The 25,321-nt window shown below is 44.1% G+C and carries 18 protein-coding genes; 10 read left to right on the plus strand and 8 right to left on the minus strand.

The window, feature by feature from the left end:
* Nucleotides 1-44 precede the first annotated feature (44 nt).
* Both CLV59_RS00765 and CLV59_RS00770 read left to right on the plus strand, forming a co-directional pair.
* Nucleotides 45-1,154 (plus strand): suppressor of fused domain protein, encoded by a 1,110-nt coding sequence (locus CLV59_RS00765; protein WP_111590098.1) that lies wholly within the window; start codon nt 45-47, stop codon nt 1,152-1,154.
* 102 nt (nt 1,155-1,256) lie between these two features.
* Nucleotides 1,257-3,437, plus strand: a complete 2,181-nt coding sequence (locus CLV59_RS00770; RefSeq protein ID WP_111590099.1) for an outer membrane beta-barrel family protein — start codon at nt 1,257-1,259, stop codon at nt 3,435-3,437.
* 75 nt (nt 3,438-3,512) lie between these two features.
* Here CLV59_RS00770 and CLV59_RS00775 read toward each other — a convergent pair whose 3' ends face one another.
* The 7 genes from CLV59_RS00775 to CLV59_RS00805 all read right to left on the minus strand — a co-directional run bounded on the left by CLV59_RS00775 (nt 3,513) and on the right by CLV59_RS00805 (nt 12,255).
* Nucleotides 3,513-6,692 carry a lantibiotic dehydratase gene (locus tag CLV59_RS00775; RefSeq protein ID WP_111590100.1) on the minus strand — a complete coding sequence of 1,060 codons (3,180 nt, stop codon included), beginning with the start codon at nt 6,690-6,692 and terminating at the stop codon, nt 3,513-3,515.
* A 107-nt stretch (nt 6,693-6,799) separates the two neighbouring features.
* Entirely contained in the window at nt 6,800-7,162 is a 363-nt protein-coding gene (locus CLV59_RS00780) for a response regulator (protein WP_111590101.1), read from the minus strand.
* A gap of 19 nt (nt 7,163-7,181) precedes the next feature.
* Nucleotides 7,182-7,364: a hypothetical protein gene (locus CLV59_RS00785; protein ID WP_111590102.1), complete on the minus strand. Its 183-nt coding sequence runs from the start codon at nt 7,362-7,364 to the stop codon at nt 7,182-7,184.
* 128 nt (nt 7,365-7,492) lie between these two features.
* Entirely contained in the window at nt 7,493-8,236 is a 744-nt protein-coding gene (locus CLV59_RS00790; protein ID WP_111590103.1) for a LytR/AlgR family response regulator transcription factor, read from the minus strand.
* A gap of 9 nt (nt 8,237-8,245) precedes the next feature.
* Nucleotides 8,246-9,409, minus strand: coding sequence for a sensor histidine kinase (locus tag CLV59_RS00795; protein WP_111590104.1), 1,164 nt, complete (start codon nt 9,407-9,409; stop codon nt 8,246-8,248).
* Nucleotides 9,410-9,725: 316 nt separating this feature from the next.
* Nucleotides 9,726-10,349 (minus strand): response regulator transcription factor, encoded by a 624-nt coding sequence (locus CLV59_RS00800; RefSeq protein WP_111590105.1) that lies wholly within the window; start codon nt 10,347-10,349, stop codon nt 9,726-9,728.
* Between the two features lies 1 nt (nt 10,350).
* Complete coding sequence (locus CLV59_RS00805; RefSeq protein WP_111590106.1) at nt 10,351-12,255, minus strand: sensor histidine kinase; 1,905 nt, start codon at nt 12,253-12,255, stop codon at nt 10,351-10,353.
* A gap of 121 nt (nt 12,256-12,376) precedes the next feature.
* Here CLV59_RS00805 and CLV59_RS00810 point away from each other — a divergent pair, with 121 nt between their 5' ends.
* The 8 genes from CLV59_RS00810 to CLV59_RS00845 all read left to right on the plus strand — a co-directional run bounded on the left by CLV59_RS00810 (nt 12,377) and on the right by CLV59_RS00845 (nt 23,603).
* Nucleotides 12,377-13,078 (plus strand): hypothetical protein, encoded by a 702-nt coding sequence (locus CLV59_RS00810; RefSeq protein WP_111590107.1) that lies wholly within the window; start codon nt 12,377-12,379, stop codon nt 13,076-13,078.
* An 18-nt stretch (nt 13,079-13,096) separates the two neighbouring features.
* Nucleotides 13,097-13,585: a hypothetical protein gene (locus tag CLV59_RS00815; RefSeq protein WP_111590108.1), complete on the plus strand. Its 489-nt coding sequence runs from the start codon at nt 13,097-13,099 to the stop codon at nt 13,583-13,585.
* 177 nt (nt 13,586-13,762) lie between these two features.
* A complete protein-coding gene (locus CLV59_RS00820) occupies nt 13,763-14,374 on the plus strand; it encodes an RNA polymerase sigma factor (RefSeq protein ID WP_170137610.1) in 612 nt (203 codons plus the stop codon).
* A gap of 87 nt (nt 14,375-14,461) precedes the next feature.
* Nucleotides 14,462-15,646 carry a FecR family protein gene (locus CLV59_RS00825; RefSeq protein ID WP_111590110.1) on the plus strand — a complete coding sequence of 395 codons (1,185 nt, stop codon included), beginning with the start codon at nt 14,462-14,464 and terminating at the stop codon, nt 15,644-15,646.
* Nucleotides 15,647-15,883: 237 nt separating this feature from the next.
* The gene (locus CLV59_RS00830; RefSeq protein ID WP_170137611.1) at nt 15,884-19,225 is read left to right on the plus strand and encodes a TonB-dependent receptor; all 3,342 of its coding nucleotides are present in this window, start codon (nt 15,884-15,886) and stop codon (nt 19,223-19,225) included.
* Between the two features lie 36 nt (nt 19,226-19,261).
* Nucleotides 19,262-20,944, plus strand: coding sequence for a RagB/SusD family nutrient uptake outer membrane protein (locus CLV59_RS00835; RefSeq protein ID WP_146616100.1), 1,683 nt, complete (start codon nt 19,262-19,264; stop codon nt 20,942-20,944).
* A gap of 11 nt (nt 20,945-20,955) precedes the next feature.
* On the plus strand, nt 20,956-22,161 hold the full coding sequence (locus tag CLV59_RS00840) for a glycoside hydrolase family 27 protein (RefSeq protein ID WP_111590113.1): 1,206 nt from the start codon (nt 20,956-20,958) through the stop codon (nt 22,159-22,161).
* Nucleotides 22,161-23,603 (plus strand): hypothetical protein, encoded by a 1,443-nt coding sequence (locus tag CLV59_RS00845; RefSeq protein ID WP_111590114.1) that lies wholly within the window; start codon nt 22,161-22,163, stop codon nt 23,601-23,603. The genes CLV59_RS00840 and CLV59_RS00845 overlap by 1 nt, the downstream gene beginning before the upstream one ends.
* Before the next feature lie 55 nt (nt 23,604-23,658).
* Here CLV59_RS00845 and CLV59_RS00850 read toward each other — a convergent pair whose 3' ends face one another.
* Nucleotides 23,659-25,038: a Fic family protein gene (locus CLV59_RS00850; RefSeq protein ID WP_111590115.1), complete on the minus strand. Its 1,380-nt coding sequence runs from the start codon at nt 25,036-25,038 to the stop codon at nt 23,659-23,661.
* Nucleotides 25,039-25,321: the final 283 nt, after the last annotated feature.

Below are 25,321 nucleotides of genomic sequence, written 5' to 3' on the forward strand. Positions count from 1 at the left end.
GTCGGCAGATAACCGTATCTTAGCTTACCTAAAAGTGTAGAGATATGTACAGCGCACCAGAAATGTTAATTGAAGAACCAAATGACCGTGGTACCATGTACGCCATGGTAGAACAGGATAACCGCACCGCCTACTTCTATTTATACCCGTCCGAAATAATGGGAAATCGGTTCAAACCCCGCCCATGCTGGCTGAGAAACCTGCAGCCTGCCCCAGAGAACATGGATACTGCCGCTATGGAAAATGGCGTAGCTCCCATGTTAGAAGCCCGTTTCTGTAGTCACCCATTGGGTAAAGAACCGCTGCAGAAAGAAAAAATTTCCTTTATCTGGAATGTAGAAGGCGACGGTGCAGCATTAGTGTACGACGACGAAATCATTGGGATAATCCCTGGATGGGGCCTCTATATGGATCAGCCGCCGGCATATGCAGCCGACTGTATCAGCAGCGGGGACAACAGCATTACCTTCCCATTAGGTACTCCTGAAACAAATGAGACCTATCGCAAATTTATAGCGGCAAATGATTTCTGGAATTCCTGGGCAGATGAGAATAAAGGCCCATGGCATAAGATTCAGCAAGAATTCATGATTGCTTATGAAGATGTATTCGGTCCAGAGAAATCTTACTTCGCTATTGACGATAATAAATGGCCGCCAATGGCAATGGCCAAATATGAAAAAGACGATATCGTTTATTTCATCACACTGGGAATGAGTATCAGACCGATGCCATGGGTCGATATCCTTTACAACGATAATGCAAACGCCTATCATCGTGCAGAACTGGCGATTGCACTAGATAAGAAAGTATACACAGAAGAACAGATGATGGCGATGGCACAGGTAGTAGCGGGACTGGCAGACAGGCCCTGGAAAATTGTTACCTGGCTGGGAGAAGGTCATACCGTTTCTTCCGGAGCGCTACCACCGCCTTATGAGAGCCTGATTCTTTCCTCTGCATTGTATAATGGTCAAGATATCAACATCCCTCAGATGTATGGGGATAAAGTAAATCTCTACTGGGCAGTGCCAATCACTTTTGAAGAAAGGTCCTTTGCTCATAGCAAGGATAATGGCGGTTATGATCTGCTGGAAAAGATGATTGGGGCAGGTCTTAATCATATCGTTGGTAACCGCGATGCCGTAATTTAATTGATGATACAGATGGGCCGCAGCTTTCCGCTGGTGTAATAATTATGTCCCTCTTTTGGAGGCTGTTGTATATTAGGCGCCTTCATTGGCAACCTATATTACATGCGACGACTATTATTACCTGTACTGTTAACTATGGCAGGGAATGCTGTGGCCCAAACAGATTCCACACCCGTACGAAAACTGAAAGAATTCTCAGTTACTTCCCGACGAAACACTATTGAAATTAAAAACGACAAGATTGTCTTTAATGTCAGCAATAGTGTGAATGCCCTTGGCAGCAATGCCCTCGACCTGCTGAAACGCTCTCCAGGCGTAATGGTAGATCCTTCCAATGCCATTTCCCTGAATGGAAAAGCCGGTGTCACAGTATACATTGATGGCAAACCCACTTACATGCAGGGCGACGCCCTCGCTGCATTATTGAAATCCTTACAGTCGGCCAATATCCAGGCAATTGAACTGATGCCTAATCCCAGCGGTAAATACGATGCTGCGGGCAGTGGAGGTATCATCAATATTCGACTGAAAAAAATGACGGCAGCAGGTTACAATGGCGATGTCTCCGCAGGGCTGCATTTTGGCGAAACTCCTAAAACAGAAGCAGCGATAAATATGAACTATCGCACCGGGAAGATGAATCTCTTCGGGAATTATAACCATTATTTCGGCTACAGAAATATGCAATATGATTTCTACCGGGTACAGGAAGGGCAGATAATGGATAACCGTACCCGTGATACAGATAAACGCAATCCTGTGAATTTCAAGCTGGGCATGGATTATAACCTCAGTAAAAATAGTACGCTCGGGTTTATGATGAATGCCAATCTGTACATGGGTCCAGGGATTACCTATACTACCACTTATATTTCCGATAGCGCCACGGGCAAGCTGCAATCTATGCTCAATGCTAATAACGACTACTATTCCCAGCGTCAGAACTGGAAAAATTATAACCTGAATTATCAATACAAAGATACCAGTGGCCGTATATTCACTACAGACCTGGATTACGGCGCTTACAAAGCCAGGATTAAAAACATTCTTTATAATCAGTTTGTAGCTGCGGATAGCGTTACTGAAACGGGGAAATATTATCTGCGTACGCTTAACAACAGTGATATCAATATATATGGACTGAAAGCGGATTATGAACAACCCTTGGGCGCCGGAAAGGTATATGGTGGCGTGAAAGCCAATACAGTAGAGAGTTCCAATCAAGTACTGATTTATGATGTGCTGCCACAGGAGGAGGTCTTAAATACGCTTCGCAGCAACCGGTTCAAATACCGGGAAAGCATATACGCCGCTTACCTAATGGCTGATCAGCAATGGGGAAAATGGAAATTCTCTGCCAGTGTACGTGGGGAGAATACAAATACAGACGGAAATCTGCTGTCTAAAAGTCAACTTACAGGAAAGGATACCACCACTACCATTCAGAATCACTACTTTGACCTATTCCCGGCAGTGCAGCTCTCCTGGCGACTTTCAGAGACCCATAGTTTTTCTTTGTTCTACAATCGGAAGATTGACAGACCAAACTATGCGGACCTGAATCCATTTGAATACCAGATGGATGAATTGTCTTATTGGAAAGGGAATTCCTTCCTTCGCCCACAATATGTGAACAGTGCTACCGTGGGTTATAATGCAGCGGGTATTATTGCCGCTACTTTTTCGTACTCCCATACCCGTGATATCTCTGTTCAAATTACAGACAGCATTGCGGGAAATAAAATGGTGATTACGCCGGAGAATATTGGGTCTCAGAATTTGTGGTCCCTGAATCTCTCCTCTGGCTTTAAGCCCTTTACATGGTGGCAGGTAACGGCCAATGCGAATTTCTTCTACAAGGAAAATAAGATCAACTTTGATCCGCAACGAATTGCCACTATTGCGCGTACAACAGTCGCGTTTAATCTGCAGCAGGTCTTTGACCTGGATGCTAAAACGCAGGTTGAAGTGAGCGGATTTTATAATTCTCCGGGCATTGGCGGCGGCTTTTTGCGGACAGGAGATGTATGGCAGGTGAATATTGGCGTGCAGCGGAAAGTATTAAAGGACAAAGGGATGGTGCGTGTCGGCATAACAGATTTATTCCAGACTTATCGTTGGTATAGTATCCGGGACTTTGACGGGATGTATTACCGGAACAAGGGATATGAAGATTCCCGGCAACTGAAACTGGGCTTTAGTTATCGCTTTGGTAACCTAAGGCTGGGAGCGGGCAGAGAACGGGCATCCGGATTGGAAAACGAGGCCAAAAGAGTGAAGTAGGAAGCTACAATAAAAAAAAATGGGTGTATCAAGAATGATGCACCCTTTTTTAATTACCAACTATTCTATTTTATCCTAAATCAGTATGTTTCGCAAATGGAAACTTGTTTTTTCTTTAGCTAGCACCCCTGTGTAATGCTTCACCAGGCAATGATAAACTACCAGTTCGTGTAGCCGTTGATTGGCGACAAAGAATCGGTTCATCATCATATGGATAAGATCCGAAGTCAGTTGCTGCAGACGTTTTTGCTGTTGTGAAACGGCATCGCTGCAGGCTATACGTAATTCAGTACAGCTATCCTGACTGTTGTGCTGATATTGACCAAAGAGATCATATATCACATCGGCGAGGGGGAAGGACCGTGCAGATGCAGACAATATTCCATTGATGGCATCCTGGTATTCACGGTACTTATTGTTTAACTGAAACTGCAGGTTATTGTTACCATGGAATTCCTGGAAGAGACCATCTCTTACGGCGGAAAGGGTATCAATTTTTTGTTGCAGTGTCAGTCCGAAGTTCGTGAGCAGTATATCTGTGGCTTTTACAGCAAATATCCAGCGATAGAATTCCTGGTTTCCACTTTGAATATGTGGGAGCAATTCCAGTATCAGCTCACTGTCCAGGTGGAAGAGGTTTTCGCAGTGGAGGATGTTTTCCGGGCCATAGCGTTCCAGTTCCCTGGAATAAGTATCGAACTGTATTTTGTATACAATTTCGTTGGTGGTGTAGTCGTGCAGGGCCTGATTGATTTCCTGTATCACTGCCTGGGTCTGATCCGGGTCGGTGAGATGGAGTCTCAGGCGAAGGTGGTTTTCGGGGTCTTGGTAGCGCACGAAGAACCAACTATCTGCCAGACCTTCCATTTTCAAATGGTTGACAATGGGGAAAACGGCGGTGGTCAGCAGTTTATCCATCGATTTAGGGCCACAATAGATTTTAGCGTATAGCCATTCACTGCCCAGGTTAAAGGTTCTTTCTACCTGTTTTTCCTTTTTGGGGATGATAGCGCTGGGGCGTGGCTTAAACTGTGTATTGTATAATGGGAAGATGACTTCATTGCAGAAATACCCTTTGTTGTTGCGGATGAACAGTTGTTCATCTTCCATGAGGGACTCATACAGGATAACATCTCCTTTTTTTAGGTGTTGCAGTAATAGTTCCTGTGCCATGGAACAGGTGAGGTCCAGGAAAAGCTCATTGTCTGTTTCTACCATCAGTACCTGATTAGGCACTTGATATTGGTGGAGCATTTCCTGTAGTGCAACCGTGTCTCCCTGACTTTCTCTGCGTTGGAAATCAGTGGCAGATAAATTCCAGCGGGCGCGACTCAGGATGATTTCCTTGAATCGTACTCTAGGCAGGAAATGTTGTTCCTGCAGGATGTTCCAGTCCCACATCAGGGCCATATCATAATCCTGATGTTGCAGGTCGCCGAGGAATTTATATATAGGCAGACTATTATTATAATTATGTGCGCTGGTCAGTCGTGGTTTGACCTCTTTGTTTAATGACTGAGAGAAGAGGACGACCCGGTTGTTGACCACTTTTACATAAAGATCGCTGACAGGTATTTGGAATTCCTTGTCTACAGAAGCGTTTCCGAGGAAAGGAATTTCATAATCAAAGAGTTTGGGGCGGAGTAAAACATTTCCTGTTCTGCCTTCGGGGAGGTGAATAATTTCCGCGAAGATGGCGTCGGGGAAGAGGTTTTTTTCCAGTGCTGCTACTTTTTCCATTTCTGCGGCGAGGGCAGGGTTGGAGGCGCCGAATCGGGCGAGTAATGGTAGTGCAGATGATCCTCCGCAGGATTTGAGTACGAAGCGGAAGTCGCCTTCATCCAGTTTTTCTGCAGAGGGGGTGAGTAAGGTACCTAGGACGGTAGTGGTGGGAGGAAGTTCCGGGAGGGAAACGGTTTGAATCGCCTCGAGGTCTTCTGTCGTAAGTACAATTTCTTTGGCATGCAGTTGTTGGGCTGCAATGAATTTTTTCAATACCAGTTTATGGTAACTGGACCAGGTATTCGGGGAAATAGAAGGAGCAGACGGCAATTGGAGGTCGTCTACGATGGGTGTATAACTGCTTTTGTCGCCGGTGATGAGGCCATAGCCGATGCCGTTTTCGCTGTCCAGGGCTGTCAGCAGAGGGATGGCTCTGTTTTCGTAGCGTTGCTGGAATTTTTGTTGGAATTCGGTCAGCTCGACAGAAGGGGCGCCGATATTGAGAACAGACAGCTGGCTGATGGCTGCTGTAATTCGGTCGACTACCCGCCTGTTGAGTTGATTGGCCGTGGTAGCGTGGAACAGGTCTGTGAGGACGAGGTCTTTGCTGAGCATACCGGGGCAAACTTTCTGCAGTAGTTCTCCTATAACATTGAACGATTTGCCATTATTCTCATAAGCAACTAAATGATGGTGTGCATCGCTTAACAATTGGCGCAATGGGGATTTAATGTCGCGTTCATTCAGTTTGGCTACCAGCGTACTCAGGTAATCGGGGCCTGATAACGTAGGATGAAAGGCCGAAACGAGTATTTGGTTTTCCATCAGCATGCTGATGAAGCTTTTTGCCTCATCAGCAGTGATGGACAGGTCCATTAGAACAGCTGTTAGCTGCTGAATGGTAGCGCCATTGCGGGCAATTGATAGGATTTTCTCGAGATAGATGTTATGGGAGAAACTACTGAGAAAATAGTGTCTTTTATTTTCTTTTATTTGATATTCATAGTATCTGTAGGTGTTTCCTGCGCGATAGATACTGCTATTGGGCAGGAAAGTCAGCATATTGGCGATTTCTTCATCTCTGATGAGTTCATCGGCGATGGCTGATAGGCACTGGATATCCAGTCTGGCTTTTCTCTGGTAAGCATCTTCAGACATAACGATCTCCGTGGCATTATCTGTAATGCTACCGGCAGCGCAACCTGCAAAGAGACCATATGGAGTGCTTCTGGCACACATTCTTAGAAGATACTTATAGAGGGTGATTACTAGTTTATGTTGTTTGGCGGGGCGTAAATCGTTTGCCCCATTGAGCCAATCCATTAAAGCATGATGCAATTCAGGGCTGGCGAGGTATATTGCTTCCTGTAGCGTTGGCTGCAGGTATAATGATTTAATTGTTGCTGTTAAAGAGGCTACATCACGATTATTTCCGGCATGGAGGAATTTAACAGTGTTGTAGGGCAGAAGCGGCAACCGTAATAGATAAAAATCGAAAGACTTAACCTGCGGCATCAAAAAGCGATCGTGCATGTCTTTTATTTGTGGTACAAGGTGCTAACACTTTACACTATACGGATATTATTTCGACGAAAATCATGTTTTGCGCGACCAAATGCATAAGATTTTCAATATGAACTTCAAGCCAATTTCAGCATTTTCGTAACCTTTTCTTTAAACCGTGGGAAACTAACCGGCTTGGGCAGATATCCATGGCGTCCTCCCAGTGGGATATCACCAAGGCTAGCCAATGGATATGCTGTAACTACGATAAAGCGACAATCCGCATTTTTCATCAGCTGATTTAAACCTGAGGTCTGACGGCCGTAAATGTTCACGTCCAGCAGAATCAGATCAATCTGCCTGCTTTTAATTAATTCTGATACATCCTGCAGCTTGTCAGTAGCGATGACTAGCTCCATATGATCCATCCTTTCCAGATAGTTGCTAAGGAGCTCGATCGCAAGTGGCTCGTCATCAACTATAGCACAACGGTACTGCATCTCTCGGATTTGTACTGAATTAAAGAAGAGTGCGAACAGAACTTACTGTCAGGGTTTCATTAGTGAGCGTAAGGGATTTACCTTTTGCATTAATTCCCCGACCAGAAAGGTTACTTACAGCCAGGTAGTCAGCCTTGGCAATAACTTCCTTGTGTAGTTCCAGTTTTGGTTTAGCTCCTGTTGCGTTAGTCTGATGTTTCATGAGGGTAAGGACATTTAGTTGTAAACAAAAATGTCGATGTTGTGTTACAGTGCCATATTTTTTAGACAAAATGCACGTTCTACACGACAAACATAACTTTATCCCGAATTTGGAAAGGTGCTATTGGGTTACTCTTCTTCCTGATGGTCCGTTGCTATACCTAGTCTGCGGTTGAGTTCGGCTTTGTACTGTTTCGAAATGATAATAGTGTGATTATTTAGTAATTCTGCAGTGTTGCCCAGTATGTTTTTAATTGCGTTTAGTCGTACTATGTAGGATTTATGTACCCGGATAAATTGTTTATCAGGTAGGATTTCCTCCATATGTTTCATGCGTTGGTAAACAATGTGGGTTTCATGGAGGGTAACAATTTTGATATAATCTTTCATGCCTTCTACGTAATAGATGTCTTCAAACACTACTTTACTGAGTTTCTGTCCATCCTTTACGAACATGAAGGTATTGGTAGGCTTTTCCTTTGAAGGAGGCGCTTGTGACTGACGTCGTTGTTGCAAGATAATTTTAGCCTTGTTGATTGCTTTCAACAGGCGGTCAAAACCAAATGGTTTCATCAGATAATCCACTACATCCAGTTCAAAGCCTTCTACGGCATAATCAGGACTGGCAGTAGTGAAGATGACCATTGGAATATTGGGTAATGAGCGAATCATTTCCACACCATTGATATTCGGCATCCGGATATCGGAAAATAACAGGTCAATGGGTTGCTCTTGCAGAATAGCGATAGCTTCAAATGCGTTTTCGCATACCCCAACCACCTCCAATTGCGGTACTTTGGCAATGTAAGTTGTCATTAATTCCCTGGCAAATGGCTCGTCGTCTACTATCAGGCATCTGATCTGCTGCTCCATTATTCGATTTTAATTAAGATTTATTGAAAGTGTTACGGAATAAATATCTCCCTCATCCCTGATATCAAGGGTATATTTTCCCGGATAAAGCAGCTCCAGTCGCTTCCTGGAATTGGCCTGACCAATGCCGCCCAGTTCTTTGGGCTGGTTGGATGTTTCATTCTTACTATTACTAACGCTCATCGTCACCTGTTGGCCGTTGGCATAAATATTAATAATTACATGACATTTACCGTCCTGGGCTATATGGCCGTATTTAAATGCATTTTCAAGAAATGGGAACATCAATAACGGACTTATTTGCTGATCCGTAATTTCTTCCTCATTGTAATCAAAAACAATATTCGCCTTGGCGCCATAACGCACCCGTTCCAACTCTGTATAATTCTGCATAAATGCTACTTCATGCTGCAAATCCACCTTTGCTGTATCTGATTCATATAACGTATACCGCATCATTTCAGAGAGATGCAGAATCAAATCCGGCGCCTGCTCTGCCCCTTTTAAGGATAACATATATATGTTGTTCAATGTATTGAATAGAAAATGCGGGTTTAGCTGTGCTTTTAAAAAATTTAGTTCCATATCTAACTGGTCCTTCTCCAGACGCAGAATACGGGTAATATTCCGTAGGAAATCCAAGCCCAACTTTGCTACAATACAAGGTAAAATCGCAGTCAGTACTGCCCAGCTGCTTCTAATCATATGAAGCATAGCAGCCTGGGTAAAGGCTCCTTCGCTGACAATCTGCCTACTCTGATAACTAACATATGGATTATGAATGGTAAGATACTTCAAAACTATCACATTTACGTAGTAACTACTCAATGAATACACTACCAATGGCATAAACAGCCCGATTATCCCCAATATAAACTGCCCCTTTAAAATCCACCTGGGAATAACCAGATACATCAGGAAATAAAAACTGAATGCTATAAACAGCACATTCCTGAAGGCAAATAATAGGCAGACTGGCAAAGACTCTCCATAGTTACTCTTCACCAATAGAACATGCAATATATATAGTATTATCCATATACATGCGTGGGCGACTATACGAACCTTCGGCGTATAGAACTTTTCAAATGCTCCTGATGCCATCCATTGCGTCAGGCTATTCCTCTTTTTCACTTCTGTAGTAGCAACGTTATGTCTAGCGGATACTGACATTGGTCGAATAATATTTCACGGGTCCTAAATTCTTTCGTGCTTTGTAACCAAAATAAGAAAAAGTAACAATTCAGAAATTTTTTATTTGTCGAGAGCACTCTGTATGTTAGCCGCTGGATTTGATAGCCTGGTCAGAATGTTCAAACAACAGATAATAAATAGGTTAGAGCAAGGAGTAGCACACAAGAAAAGATTTTTATAATTCAACCAGGAATTACATCCACTGACGTTTTATCCCTCAAAACAACCTGCCGGAAAACCCTTCCCAAGCCGCAAATTCCCAGAAATGGATTTGCGGCTGTGCAGGTCAATGCCGTTAGATCTCATTGTCTTCCGCAAATTTTACCAAAGCCAGCGTGTTTTTTATCCCCAGTTTCAAATTAATGTTCCGACGATGGGTTTCTACCGTATACACACTCAGAAATAACCTGTCTGCAATATCCTGGGCGGTATAGTTCTCCTTTACCAAACGGATAATCTCCAATTCTCTTTTCGTCAGATTATATCGCCTGATAAAATCATCCTGTTGGTGGATATTTACCTTTTCTCCCAACCCTGCCGCATAATATGGCCGCCCTTCCATCACCGTCCATATCCCATTTACCAACTCCTCCCGGGAAGCATTTTTTAACATATAACCGTGAACGTTATACTTTTTGCATTCCTGGACGAATCGTTTGTCGTCATACATAGATAATATCATGATCCTGATCCCGGGGTAACAGTCCCTGATTGCGCCGGCAACCTCGATACCTGTCATACCCGGCATCTTGATATCAAGCAAAATTAAATCCGGCTCTTCTCTCTTCACTGCTGCCAATACCTTTTCTCCGGAAAATACCTGACCAACCACCTCTATGCCTTGCTCCTGCTCCAACATCGTCTTGATGGCATCATTAAACAGTACATGATCATCTGCAATTATTAATCTGCATATCATCTCACCGATCTTTATTGTAAGGAATATCACAGATAATGGTCGTCCCATTTCTGCCTGAATCAATATGTATTTTTGAATTAATGTATTCTGCTCTGGAATACAGATTTTTCAATCCAATGCCCTGTTCTTCGATCACCGTTGATGCGATGCCACAACCATTGTCTTCCACCAGTAACTGCACTGATTGTGGAAAATAGGTTAGCTGTACAATAGCCTGTGTGGCGCGTGCATGCTTTCGTATATTATGCAACATTTCCAGTAACATACGGTAAATACATAACGCTGTTTTCTGATCCAGGGTAAAAGCCGTTCCACTCTGTATATACGTAAACTGGATTTCAGCAGATACTAAATCGGCCTTATGTACCGCTTCTTCCAGGGCTTTACCTAAACTGGTAGCATGAAAGGCAGCCGGCATCAGGTCATGTGCTATAAACCGAAGATCCATACAGGCCTGATCCAGTAGTTGAGCTGCATCCGCTGCCAATGCGCCTGGAGCCCGCGCTGGTGAACTATCCATACCAGTAACCATACCCTTTATCACTGCCAGGGTGCCTCCCAATCCATCATGCAGATCTTCTGCTATACGCCGTTTTTCCTCCTCGACTGCTTCTACCACCCTTTGCAGCAAAGCATTCTGTTGGTTAGCCAAGGCCAGTTCCAGTTTGTTTTTTTCCTTCTTGTAATAATTATAACGGAAGGTTAATCCCAGTGTCAAAAGAATGATTTCTGCCAATACGCAACATGCCATCGTCGCAGAAGTATCAATTGTCATATCCAACAAATGCCAGCGGATCATCATCACAATGACCACCTGCACCAGGATCATCATCACTGCCGCAAGGTAAATCAGGGCTACCCGGTTGCCTTGCCTGATCTTTTCCGCCAAACTTAAGAATACCAGCAAAATTCCCGTGACATACGCTACGTAGAAGCATATACGGAAAAACATCATAGCCGGTACAGGTAATACCCAGGCCCGCCAGATCATGATGAGAAATCCCACTATCAGGAACATAAACAAGGCCTTATTCAGGCGAATTAACTTAAAGAGTAGGCTGCCTTTTTGCTGGGAGATAAACAGTTGCATAAACTGCAATTGTACTGGAAAAGCCACCATGCCAAGCAGGGTTTTGGCATGTTTATTTAAGATAGGGAACTGCCCCCATAAAAACTCATAACCCAGACCTGTATCTGCCAACACAAACATCAGCATCAACAAGATATACAACGTGTACCACAGGTGAATTTTTGCATGCAATGTAATGGAGAGAAAGACACTGAACAGTATGATAAACAGGACAATTCCGGTGAAACAACCGTATTGCCAGTAATGACGATTGTATTGCTGCATAAAATACTGACGCTCATAGATGTTCAGCGTGAATTTCAGAATTTCCTGCCGCCGGTCCAGCAGTACAAAATAATCCGTTTTTTCTCCAGCCTTTACATGCAACGGAAACACAAAATTCCCATACAAAAAGGGCCTTTGAGCAAAAGGAAAATCACTGCCGGTATTATATAGCATAGACAAGCTGTCTTTTTCTCCTACGTATAGCTGTAACCGGTATAATTGTGGATTATTGAATTCCAGCATCAGTTGTTGGTCTGTATCACTTCCTGTTAAGGAAAAATGCATCCAGTAACGATGATAGGTGCTTCCAAAATTGACATAATTCCGATCTGTTTCCTGGAATTGGCCAGTATGAAACAGTGCAGGAACGGTGGAAAGAGGGAGAGATTGTTCTTCCTTTAAAAAACTCATATTACTTACACTGATCCCGGAACCAGATGGGCACACGTCCAGGACCTGTGCCCACAGCGGCATAGGCGGAAAAACTACCGCAATGAATATTAGGATAATGATAGTAAGATGACGATCTCTCCGGAAAAACCAGGCTCCCATCTTTGGTTGTAGGTTGATAAAAGTTACAAAATACAGGTATCGCTCTATATAGAAATACCGACTTGTCGGTATTTCCCCTGAATCAGGGCCGCTTTAGTTTTGTTTGAACAAAATTAAATATATGAAGAAACCTGGAGCACTTACACTGTTATTATTGTTATTCTCGGCATTTACTTCAGCCGCTATAGCTCAATCCAAAGATGAAATCATTAACAGTAGCTATTTCATTGCATTTGGCCGCTTTGCAGATAACCGCGAACTGAATGAATGGCGCAGAGGAGGTAGCTATACCATTCAACAAATGGTTGAAATGCACAGAGGGCATCTGAGCAGAGATAACAATGAAAAAGTGAGTACCATCAACAGAGCTTATATGGATGCTTTTGGCTGGGGCCCCTCCGGCGAAGATATCAGCTACTGGACTAAACAATCCAAAACATATGCTGAAATCTTCAATACTCAGATCAACAACCTGAATAGCAGCGGCAAATCAAAATCATTGGTCATCCAGCAATCCTATTACAGGGTATTTAACCGTGCTCCCGATGCTGCTGAATTACAATACTGGATGAATCAGCGAACCTACTCTTTTGCGCAACTGGTGGCCTTCCATACCACCTGGAAGAATAAAGGAAAGAATACGGCTACGGTGGCTGGTATCCAGGACCGTATAAATCAAAATGGTATCAGTACCTATACTTTCAGTCCACAGGCTACAGCGGCCGTTATTGCGGCAGGTGGCGCCAATGTAATTGCTGCGGGAGGAGGAAATGTGATCGCCGCAGGTGGAGGGAATGTGATCGCTGCCGGAGGAGCTAATTAAACGAATAAAATTATTTACATGAAAATATTACAACAGGATAATAACACCCTGATACTGCACAATAACAATTTGACCGCCAGAGTGGTCCTCCTGACATTAATTGTTACGGGAATTGGAATGCTCTTACTTTTCCTGATAAAAGGTATTGAACCACTTCTCTGGTTGGGTGGCATTATTTCTCTGGGAGCAGGAATAGGCTACCTGTTTATAGATACCACTGTGCTGAGTATGGATAAACAGCAACAACAGGCAGGGTTGGTGAAAAGTAGTCTCCTGAAGAAAGTAAACAAAGAATTTTCTTTCGGGGAAATTGACAGTTTCATACTTAAAGTAGTAGCCACGCGGGCTGGTTTGGATGAAGATGACCAACCTTACGGTAGTAATGAATCCGTTTATATCCGTTTAGTGGAGAAAAACGGTAAGCAAATCAACCTTTTTGTAGGTGATAACCGGGAAATCATGCAGCGAAACCTGGACCTGATCAAGCGCTATTTCGCGAGAGCATAAAACCACATCAAAGGCTGGCTATATCCGCCAGCCTTTCTCTTTTCTTTTCCGATTTTTATTTCTCTATGAACCTTCTGAATTACGCTAAATTTTATACCTTGGCTGATAATACAACCAGAATAAACAATCGCTTTGCCAGGAGTAACCTGTGCGGATACTAAAATCTACGGGTCTAAATTGCCAACTGTCCTAATATACAATGAAGCAGAAGTGCTGAAAAGAGTAGCGGAGGGAGATGAATCTGCCTTCAGGCAAATCTTTGATGGCTATTGGGATACTGTTTATGGGGTAGCGATGGCCCTCACCAAATCGCCGGATCTGGCCGAAGAAATGGCCCAGGATATATTTGTAAGAATTTGGGTCAAACGGGAGAAGCTGGCAGCAGTGGAAAAATTTGAAGGTTACCTGTTTACCATCGCCCGTAATCATATCTACAACGAATTCCGACGCAACATAAAAGTAGAATCCTTCACTGACCATCTCCTGGATTATGTAGAAGCAACTACATTGGCTACGGATACACCCGACAAACGACTCCTATGCTCAGAACTGGAAAAGCTCGTCGATAAAGCCGTAGAACAACTACCTCCCCAACAACGCACTATCTATAGGTTAAGTCGCCACCAGGGCCTTAGCCAGGAAGAAATTGCCCATTCCCTTCATATATCCGTTCATACGGTGAAAAGTCATATGAATAAGGCCCTGCATGTTATCCGAGGGTATCTCCGTCATCACGCCACCCTGGAACTTTTACTCCTCTTCTATTTTTGCATGGTGCACGGCCGTTAAAAAAAAATTTGTCTCCCCACTCATACCTCCCCATTTTTTAAGTGTCTTTATTATTGTAAACATATAAACGTCTTTTTTACACTTATAATGGATCATACACAACTGAAGGATTTATGGCAACAATACCTGGAGGACAAACTGCCTCCATCGGAATTGTCTGAACTACTGGAAATGCTGCGTAAAGAAGACCATCCGGAAGTATTGTTACAGTCGCTCGACCAGGCGCTTTACGGAAATGCCTATACGCAGATGACCGATCCGGAAGACAAAAACCGGATTTTCCAGTCTATCCTGCAACAGGCCGCCCTGCAAGAGGAAAAGACGAAAGTGGTGCCTATGCGGAAGAGCTTCACTAACTGGAAAGCGGTGGCCGCTGCAGCTGTATTGCTGTTGACCATCACGGCATCCTATCGGTTCCTTTTTAACAGACATACAGCGGAGTTAATCACGTCAACGGATACACGACTCCGCTACGATCATCCGCCAGGAGGCAACAAAGCTATCCTGACACTGGCAGATGGCAGTAAAGTAGAACTGGATAGTGCTACGCAAGGAATACTTGCCCAACAAAATGGCGTGAATGTCCTCAAACAAAAGAATGGCGAAATCGCCTATGACCCACAATTGCAGAATTCCACAGCCACCGTATTCAATACGGTGGCAACTCCACGTGGTGGCCAGTTTCAGGTGATGCTACCGGATGGGAGTCATGTATGGCTCAATGCGGCGTCTTCCATCCGCTTTCCTACCAGTTTTACAGGCGCCGAACGCAAAGTGGAACTGACAGGAGAAGCCTATTTCGAAGTGACACAAAATCCTGCGAAGCCTTTCCTCGTAACTGTATCAGGCGTAGTGGTAAAAGTACTGGGAACGCATTTTAATATCAACGCCTATAACGACGAACCTGCAGTGAATACCACCTTGCTGGAAGGAAGCGTACTGGTAGCGCATAAGGGTAAAGAAGCCATTATTAAACCTGGTCAGCAGGCGAGTGTAAAAGAGCACATCGCCATCAGAGATCATGTGGATATAGAGGCGCTCATGGCCTGGAAAAATGGCCGCTTCTCCTATAATGAAATGGATATTCAGGGTATCATGCGCCAGATCAGCAGATGGTACGATGTAGAAGTCGTTTTTGAGGATAATATCAAAGATTCCTATACCATGGAAATTTCCAGGAACGTACCGTTGTCAAAACTGTTGAAATTCATGGAAATCAGCGGTGGCGCTCATTTTGAAATGAAAGAAAAGAAAATTATAGTCAGAAAATAATACCATACATACTTAGGACAACCTTGATGCAACAAAAAACCGGAAAGTGTTCGCGGCACTTCCCGGTGAAAAGTTGGATCAATACAGTTATACAATCGATTCAGGACTGCCAATTGTTTACATCCAAACCTTAACAAAAATATGCAAAATGTTTTTTGTGATTCCACTTTTATGAAAAGAGGTGGCGATCAGCGCCCGCTAGCACCATCGGGACTTTTCGCCCAAATTAAATTAACCATGAAGCTGGTAACCATTCTGCTTTTAGTATTCGTGATCCAGGGAAGCGCCGCCACGAATGCCCAAACCATTACGCTCTCTCTGAAAAATGTACCGCTTAAAACTGTTTTCAAAGAAATCAGCAGACAAGGCGGATACAACTTCGTTTACAACGATCATCTCCTGCAAAACGCAGATAAAGTAGATATTGAAGTAAACAACGTACAGGTGGAAGAAGTACTGAAACTATGTTTCCGTCATCAACCTGTTACCTATGAAATTATAGACAAAACCATCATTGTCAGGAAACCGGAAAACCATACGAATATGGTGTCCGAGAAACCGATACAGCCCACCGTGACTATACGCGGTAGAGTTACCGATGAAAAAGGCGACCCCTTAATCGGCGTCACCATTCAAGTAAAAGGAACCGCTACTGGCACGGTCTCCAAGGACAACGGCGAGTTCCAGATCAGCGCTCCAGACAACGCTTCCGGCGTACTGGTACTGTCATTCATGGGTATGGAAAAACAAGAAGTGCTCATCGGTAAAAGTCAGTACGTTACTGTAGTAATGAAACGTCTGGTGGCACAGCAGCAGGAAGTGGTGGTAGTAGGCTATGGCACGCAAAAGAAATCCACCCTGACAGGATCTGTAGCGATGATGAAAGGAGAGGAGATGGCCAAAGTTCCCTCTGCCAACGTATCCAATGCCTTCGCAGGACATATACCCGGCGTAATCGCCAACAATCGCTCGGGCCGCCCCGGAGACGATAACTCGTCCTTATACATCAGAGGATTCAACTCCTTCAGTGGTGGCGTAGACCCGCTCATACTGATTGACGGTATTCCAGACAGAAATATAGACCGCCTGAATCCCAATGATATCGAAAGCGTTACCGTGCTGAAAGATGCTTCTGCAGCTATCTATGGCGTTCGTTCCGCGAATGGCGCCATCCTCGTTACCACCAAAAGAGGAAAGGCAGGTAAACCACAAATTTCCTATGAAGGATCATATGCCCTGCAACAACTTACCAGGATGGAACATCGCGTAAACTCCTGGCAATACATGACTTACTATAATGAACTGAATGGCTATAATGGCAGCACTTTGCCTTATACACAGGCAGACATCGATAAGTACAAAGCAGGTAATGATCCCAATTATACCAGCACTGACTGGCAGAAAGCCGTATTCAGAAAAAATGCGCCACAAACCAATCATAGCCTCTCCGTACGCGGAGGTTCGGAAGCAGTGAAATTCTTTATCTCCGGCCAATACCTCTCCCAGCAAAGCAACTGGGCCAACAGCGACGAGAATTTCAAAAACTATAACCTGCGCTCCAATATCGATGCAAGCGTTTCTAAAAACCTGAAACTAACCTTTGATATCGCTGCCAGAAAAGAAGAAAGGCAATACCCCGCTATTTCTGCCAACAGCATCCTGCATGAAACCGTAAGTATGTATCCGTTTATTCCGGTGCACTGGACAAACGGCCTTCCTTCAGCAGGTATAGCCAACGGGCGGAATCCTTATCTGATGACATCTTCACAAACCGGATACGATAATGTAACAGACCTTTTCGTACAACCTAAAGTGGGATTCGACTGGCAGTTACCTGCTGTCCTCAAAGGTCTCTCTGTAAGCGGTTACATGGCTTTTGATTACCGCCTCCGCAGTGAAAAGATTTTTACCCGCCCTTGGGATGCTTATTCTTTCAGCCTTAATACCAATACTTACAATAACCAACGTAGTAGCACTGCCATTCTAAGCCTTACACAAGACGAAAGAATCTACAATGAAAATACCTACTTCTACAAAGTAGCATTCGACAGATCATTTGGAAAACATACCATCAATGCTTTCCTCGGTTATGAACAAACTACTTCTACCTTTAAGCGTACCCTCGCATCCCGCAAGAACCTGGTGAGCGATCAGCTGGACCAACTGTTTGCCGGAAGCGCAGTCGATCAAATCGGTACTGGTAGCGCTACACAAGACGGGAGAGAAAGTTATCTCGGTAGATTATCCTATTCCTATGCCGATAAATATCTCGCAGAAATCGTAGGTCGTTACAATGGCTCCTTCAATTTTCCGAAAGGTAAACAATGGGGTATGTTCCCTTCCGCTTCTCTGGGCTGGCGTATCTCCGAAGAGAATTTCTTCAGAGAGAACATTCACTTTGTGGATAACCTGAAATTACGGGCATCCTGGGGGATTATGGGAAGTGACGCGGTAGCGAAATACCTGTATCTCGCCAGATATTCTCTCGTAAGCAATATGTCATCAGATTACTGGAGCGCTCCTAAAGAATATTACACCTACTTCGGCCCCAACTATTCTGAAGCTACTGCGCTTTATCTCGCTTCTGTTCCAAATATTGATATTACCTGGGAAAAGCAAGACACGAGAAACTTTGGTCTGGACGCTGTTTTCCTGAATAACAAATTAAGCGTTACGGCTGATTATTTCCGTAACCTCAGGAAAGATATCCTGGCGCCAAGAAACGCTTCCGTTCCATACTATTCCGGTATGACGCTGCCAGATGAAAATATCGGCAGAACGCTGAACAGAGGATTCGACTTTATTGTGAACTACAGCAGTAGTTTACGGGATGTGAAATATAATGTGGGCGTGAATTTTACCTATGCGAAGAGTAAAGTAATCTTCAAAGATGAAGCGCCGAATATCCCTGATTATCAAAAAACAACTGGTCTGCCTATCGGCTCCTGGCTGGTTTATCAAACAAAAGGAATTTACCGCACCAAAGAAGAAGTAGCTAGTTCGCCACATATGGCAGGCGCTGCGCCAGGCGATTTATGGATTGTGGATAAAAATGGCGATGGTAATATTACTTCAGATGATCAGGTACGCATTCCTGAATCTGCCTATCCACAAGTGGTATTCGGTGTTACTATGGGCGCCAGTTACAAAGGATTGTCTTTAGATCTGGTCTGGGCTGGTCAGACAATGGCTAAACAACTGATCCTGCCTCAAATGCAAGGTTCGATTGTAGCGCCGCCACAATGGTTGTACAACGACAGATGGACGCCTGATAACCCGGATGCGGTTTATCCACGCGCCTTCAACTCAAAAGATCCGCGTAATTCCGTGTATGCCGACTTCTGGCTGATGGACGCTTCTTTCATCAGATTGAAATCTGCACAACTGTCTTATATGATTCCTAAAAGCGTGTATGGCCGCATCGGAATTGAAAATATACGCGTGTTCGTGAGTGGGTTCAACCTCTTCTCTATTGACCATATGAGGAAGTTTAACCGTGATCCGGAAACAGATAACGTGACTGGAATCAGTTATCCGCAAACAAGAGTTTATCGCGCTGGAATTAGCATTGGGCTGTAGTTCCATATTATTTGTGTACGCTTAAATCTACTAATCGTGAAAAGTTTATATAGGAATTTAGGAGTGGCATTACTGGCTGCCTGTAGTTTGATGGCTTGTCAGAAAGATGTACTGAATAAAATGCCGCTGGATTCATATTCTGATCAGTCAGTGTGGAAAGACCTGAATCTGGCAGAGGCCTTCGCTGATTTTCAATATACCATCCTGCCAAACCCAGGCCACTATTGGGATAAACTGACCAATCGTTCCTGGGCATTGTCTTCCGCCTGTGATGAAGCCTATAATAGGTTTGATGACTATAATGCCTCCATCATGAATTCCGGATCGCTGACGCCGGATAACCTGAATAACTTTGATATCTGGCCGGAAACCTATAAGAGAATACAGGACTGTAATACTTTCCTTTCTAAAATTGATAATGTTCCCGGCGACGCTACCCGAAGAAATCGCCTCAAAGCAGAGATCACCTATCTGCGCGCTTATGCTTACTTTAAACTAATCAGCGACTATGGGGGAGTACCTTTGGTTACCAAGCCATTTGACCTCAACAGTAAGTTTGATATGCAGCGCAGCTCCTTTGAGGACTGTGTAACATTTATTGTGGGAGAATGCGATGCCGCCGCCGCCGTTTTACCAGACAGCTACCCTAATTCAGCAGGAGAACTGGGGCGTGCCACCAAAGCAGCCGCGCTGGCCTTGAAATCCAGAGTATTGTTGTATGCTGCCAGTCCATTATGGAATACCACGAATGATTCCAAAAAATGGCAGTTGGCTGCTGATGCCGCCAAAGCAATTATTGATATGCCGGGCTATCAATTGTATACAGGGAATTATGCAGATCTGTTTACGACCCGCAATTCCGAACTCATTATGACAAGAGCGGGCAGCAAACAATATCTCTGGGATGCTTTCCAGGGAGTTGAAATGTTCCTGGCCCCAAATGGTTATCACGGCTGGTCTTCATTTGCGCCCAGTCAGAACTTGGTGGATGCTTTCGGTACTGCCGACGGAAAAGATATCACAGATCCTACTTCCGGTTATGATCCACAACATCCTTATGCAAACAGGGATAACCGTTTTTACAGCGACATCATTTGTGATGGCCGTCCTTATGGTCGTCCGGAATTCTTCAAAGACAGATACACCGCCGGTCACAGTAACGTGGCGGAAATGTATGAAGGTGGTCTGGATTCGCAGCAAGGCTGGGACACCTGGAATGCCACGCTTACCCGTTATAGCTTCCGTAAATATCAGGATACTACTTACAATTATAATGTAGAGACGCAAACCAATAAGTTCTGGATAATCGCCCGATTATCGGAAATATACCTGAACTACGCAGAAGCGCAGTACCAACTGAAAAACGAAGCAGAAGCGCGCCACTACCTGGATTTATTGCGTCATCGGGCAGGTATCGTCAATGATTTGCCAGGAAACCTCACCGGACCAGATCTGCTGAAAAAAATACAGAACGAAAGACAAGTAGAGCTGTGCCTGGAAGGACATCGCTACTATGATGTACGCCGCTGGAAAATTGCAGACGATACAGAGAATAAGCCATTAGGTGGCATGAAGATCATCAAAAATACAGATGGTACTAAAACCTATTCCTACATCAAAGTGCAGGACAGACGCTTCCTCCCGCAACATTATTTATTGCCCATTCCAAGAGAGGAAATCAGAAGAACCAATCTCTTACAAAATCCAGGATACAATTAATTGCTACCAATATGAAAAAACTAATGATATGGATGCTGGCACTGGCTTTCGTCCAAACCGCATCTGCACAGAAATTTGAAGGACTGGCGCCCACTCCGCCAATGGGTTGGAATAGCTGGAATACCTTCCAGGTCGAGATCAACGAAAAGATGATCATGGAAATGGCCGATGAGCTGGTGAAAACAGGCATGAAAGACGCCGGTTATAACTATCTCGTACTGGATGATGGCTGGATGGCTATGGAAAGAGACAGTTTGGGGAACCTCGTTCCTGATCCGAAAAAATTCCCCCACGGACTCCGCGCCGTAGTGGATTACGTACATGCGAAAGGGTTAAAATTTGGCATGTATAACTGTGCCGGTACATTGACTTGCGCCAAATATCCAGGTACCCGCGGATATGAATACCAGGATGCCAGAAACTACGCCGCCTGGAATATTGACTATCTGAAATACGACTGGTGCAATACCAAAGGCATCAATGCCAAAGAGGCTTACACCACTATGAGTAATGCCTTGCGTAAAGCAGGACATCCCATGATTTTCAGTATATGTGAGTGGGGCGTGAATAAACCCTGGGAATGGGGAGAACCAGTTGGCCAACTGTGGAGAACAACAGAAGATATCTGGCAGGTATTTGACTCCGTACACAGTCATGGTACCTGGGATGCATTAAGCGTAATGCGTATCTCAGATTTACAGGATACGCTGCGCAGATATGCTGGCCCTGACCATTGGAATGATCCGGATATGCTGGAAGTAGGCAACGGCATGACTTTGTCGGAAGACAGAACTCATTTCTCTTTATGGGCCATGATGGCGGCCCCGCTGATGGCCGGAAACGATATCCGTAAAATGACACCGCAGACAAAGGAAATCCTCACCAATAAAGATGTTATTGCTATCGACCAGGACCCGCTGGGCATCCAGGGATTCAAATTCTCAGATAAGGATAGCCTGCAAATCTGGTTTAAACCCTTGCAGAAAGGGGATTGGGCAGTTTGCTTCCTGAATCGTGGCAGCACAGAAAAAAAGGTAAGCTTCAACTGGCAACAAACGCCGGTAGTAGATAATATTTTCCATCATACGCTGGATAATAAAGGCCGATATACCCTCTATAATGTCTGGTCACATAAGAATGAAGGTACCACAGAGAAGGTTTTCAATGCCAGCGTAAAATCGCATGATGTAGTGATGTTCCGTTTAAAGAAAGGTTGATGATGAGAAAGCTATTGTTATTTATCGTCGGATTTTCCCCATTTTTCCTGCAAGCCCAGGAACCTGCGAAGTTCGTCACCAATGATACCACATTGCAGCAGTCATACGACTGGGCGGTGAAGATGGCGCTCCATTACCGGGGAAATCCCTCTGATCCTGCCGGCCCCTGGTATGAGGCGGCCCTGCCTTCCCGCGATGCCTACTGTATGCGGGATGTGGCCCATCAAACTATTGGCGCCGCTATCTGTGGAATGAATAAGGAGAACAAAAATATGTTGTCTTCCTTTGTTCGGAACATCTCTGAAAGCAAGGACTGGTGCTCATATTGGGAGATTAATAAATACGGAAAACCTGCTCCTGAAGATTATCGGAATGACAGGGAATTCTGGTATAACCTGAATGCGAATTTCGATATTATCTACGCCTGTTGGAAGTTGTATCAATGGACGGGAGATAAAACATATATCTCAGATCCTGCATTTACGGCATTCTTCCGGAAAACTACGGAGGAGTATACACGAAAATGGTTGCTACAGCCGGAGTCCATAATGACCAGGCCTTTACATCCAAATGCGCCGGAACCTTTCAACGAACAGGATTATTTCCATCGTTGCAGGGGATTGGCTTCCTATGTGGAAAATGTGGGGGATCTGAAAGTAGGCATAGACCTGATGGCCACGATTTACCGCGGTATGCTGTCATATGCATTCATCCATGCGGAAAATGGCGATACCGCTGCCGCGGCGGTGTACCGAAAGAAAGCGGAAGATTATCGCCAATTGATGGAGGGGCAGTGGTGGAATGCGGCTGGAAACCGCTACTACACTTATTATACTGGAGCAGGGAAGTTTGGAAATGGAGAAGGAGAGATGTTCTTACTCTGGTTTGATGCGTTACAGGATGCTGCACGCAGAAAAGCGACGGTTGAACATCTGCTGCAAAGTAAATGGAATGTGGAAACAATGTCCTATATGCCTGTGATCCTCTTCCGGGAGGGCTATTGGCAGCAGGCTTTGGATTATATCCGGCTATTAAGTAACCCGGCTACAGAAAGAAGACAATATCCTGAGGTTTCTTTTGGTGTGGTGGAAGGAATTGTACGTGGACTAATGGGAATAACCCCCGATGCGGATAATAACCGTATAACCACTCTATACAGAGGAAGCAATACCACCACCGCTTCCTTGAGTGATTTACAGTTATTAGGGACTACCATCTCCCTACAACATACTTCCTCCTTCACCATTCTTAAGAATCAGGGAAAACGTGATGTATTATGGCGCGCCACTTTCGTCGGAAATTACAAAACCATCAAGGTAGGTAATGCCCTCCTGAAAGCGCAACAAATAACCGATAACAATGGGCATATCCTCTCCTTTGTGGATATTCCTGTTGGCCACGGTAAAAGCGTAAAGGCAATGCTACAAAAAAGCTCAGTTTAATACAGCATATACGGTTTACTTGAAAAGGCGTCCGGTTCTCCGGATGCCTTTTTTATTATCTATTCCAGACGGATCTCCATTTTTCAAATTCAGAAGGCCGTACCCGGAACCGCGCAAAGTTCCCTTCATGGAGTGATAACAGTTCTGTGTCGACAGCTTCGATGAATCGTGAGCGGTCTTCTGCAGGCAGGATTTGAGCTTTTTCATTGATGATCATTACTGCTATTTCTGGAGGGATAACATCCGTGATAATTTCATAAACGATGGCGCCGATTTTATCCCGGTATTTTAATCGAAAAGGGTCCGGTTCTCCTAATGTTTGACGTAATGCTGCATATCTAACAGAGGATCGTTCATAGGCCCACATGAACACATCTTTTAGTAGCTCTATTCTATTTAATTCATAAATGGCTAACATCCCATTGATAAACAGATTTTGAGGAACATCCACAAATGCGAGCGGAGCAAGATTATGTTTATTTAGTGGGATATTGGCTGCTAGCCTTGCCACCCTTTTATTTACATCATCAAATGGTTGTAAATAGGGAAGATGGACCATTGCAAAAAATGTTTGTTCAAATGGATCTTCAATTTGGGATGCCTTTTCTAACAAAATATCCAGCATTTCCTCAATTTGCTGAGGTATGCCAAGTGGGGTAAATACAGAGTCTGAAATGCCTACTCCAAACTGTCGTAATCTGCCAGAGGCACTGGGATCAGCGAGCAAATACTGTGAAAGTATTGCATGCAAACTAATAATGGAATAACGGTTAAATCCTATTTCATCGGCAGAACCCACGATGAACTCAATCGCATCTTTATGATTGAGTATCATTTGTGTTTCCATCGCTGATTTATTATCTGGAATTCTGCCTCGTGTGATCAGCTGCTGCGTGTCCAGGAGGCTATAAGTATTACCTTCCAGGCGACTGGAATTCCAGGATAGATCGATCAACAGCCGCTGAAGAATTTCTTTGGCGTACGTGCCTGCCGGTTGGTCCAGTCGGGCAGTTTTCCCCAACTCTGCGAGTTTCTGTTGCTCACTTTTAGTTAAATAACTGTCCACATTAGGACGATAAGAGGTTAGGAAGTCTCTGTTATACCCAACTGGATGTCGACGCGAAAGAGGAACGGATAGCATTTCCAACAAATGTTCACTCTCTGGCGAAATAGTGATTTTACTTTGAAGCTGCGCCTCAGAGGATGTTTTTATGGAGAATTTGCTTAGACGATAAAGGGAAGATTTTGTAGAACCAGATTTATGAATGATCCCCTCATCCTTTAACTGTTCCAGTCTGCGTTGGAATGTACGATCTTTCAAATCCAGAGCAGATTGGTCTTTAATAGCAGTAAGTGATGCTCCCTCTGGAAATTTTTCCAGTGTAACAAGAATCTGTTCAAGCTCAAGGTTAATCTCGGGGTTCTTTTTTCTCATCTTTCGCTATTATTTTAAAAGATTACAAATTCGAATATTGACACTTATTATTCGTCATTACGACAAAAAAATCACAGTATATGACGTAAATCCGCTTCTTTTTTTCAAAAATACTTCATTTTTATGTCTTTTATGACGTTTAATGGTTAATTGCGTCGTAAAATAGAGTCTATTTGTGACGTAATTAATGTTTTAATATGTGTATTATTTGTATAGTGTGGTTATCATGTGGCTCCGTGGAAATATCTGAAGGCTATATTTAATATTGACCGGAACTCCCCAC

The sequence above is a fragment of the Chitinophaga dinghuensis genome (assembly GCF_003259435.1).
Lineage (GTDB): Bacteria > Bacteroidota > Bacteroidia > Chitinophagales > Chitinophagaceae > Chitinophaga > Chitinophaga dinghuensis.

Coding starts and splice junctions, on each gene's coding strand:
- CLV59_RS00825 (WP_111590110.1), top strand. CDS start 14,462: ATGGATCATACACAACTGAAGGATTTATGGCAACAATACCTGGAGGAC.
- CLV59_RS00800 (WP_111590105.1), bottom strand. CDS start 10,349: ATGATATGCAGATTAATAATTGCAGATGATCATGTACTGTTTAATGAT.
- CLV59_RS00810 (WP_111590107.1), top strand. CDS start 12,377: ATGAAGAAACCTGGAGCACTTACACTGTTATTATTGTTATTCTCGGCA.
- CLV59_RS00805 (WP_111590106.1), bottom strand. CDS start 12,255: ATGGGAGCCTGGTTTTTCCGGAGAGATCGTCATCTTACTATCATTATC.
- CLV59_RS00765 (WP_111590098.1), top strand. CDS start 45: ATGTACAGCGCACCAGAAATGTTAATTGAAGAACCAAATGACCGTGGT.
- CLV59_RS00845 (WP_111590114.1), top strand. CDS start 22,161: ATGATGAGAAAGCTATTGTTATTTATCGTCGGATTTTCCCCATTTTTC.
- CLV59_RS00815 (WP_111590108.1), top strand. CDS start 13,097: ATGAAAATATTACAACAGGATAATAACACCCTGATACTGCACAATAAC.
- CLV59_RS00795 (WP_111590104.1), bottom strand. CDS start 9,409: ATGTCAGTATCCGCTAGACATAACGTTGCTACTACAGAAGTGAAAAAG.
- CLV59_RS00840 (WP_111590113.1), top strand. CDS start 20,956: ATGAAAAAACTAATGATATGGATGCTGGCACTGGCTTTCGTCCAAACC.
- CLV59_RS00790 (WP_111590103.1), bottom strand. CDS start 8,236: ATGGAGCAGCAGATCAGATGCCTGATAGTAGACGACGAGCCATTTGCC.
- CLV59_RS00850 (WP_111590115.1), bottom strand. CDS start 25,038: ATGAGAAAAAAGAACCCCGAGATTAACCTTGAGCTTGAACAGATTCTT.
- CLV59_RS00770 (WP_111590099.1), top strand. CDS start 1,257: ATGCGACGACTATTATTACCTGTACTGTTAACTATGGCAGGGAATGCT.
- CLV59_RS00780 (WP_111590101.1), bottom strand. CDS start 7,162: ATGCAGTACCGTTGTGCTATAGTTGATGACGAGCCACTTGCGATCGAG.
- CLV59_RS00785 (WP_111590102.1), bottom strand. CDS start 7,364: ATGAAACATCAGACTAACGCAACAGGAGCTAAACCAAAACTGGAACTA.
- CLV59_RS00830 (WP_170137611.1), top strand. CDS start 15,884: ATGAAGCTGGTAACCATTCTGCTTTTAGTATTCGTGATCCAGGGAAGC.
- CLV59_RS00775 (WP_111590100.1), bottom strand. CDS start 6,692: ATGCACGATCGCTTTTTGATGCCGCAGGTTAAGTCTTTCGATTTTTAT.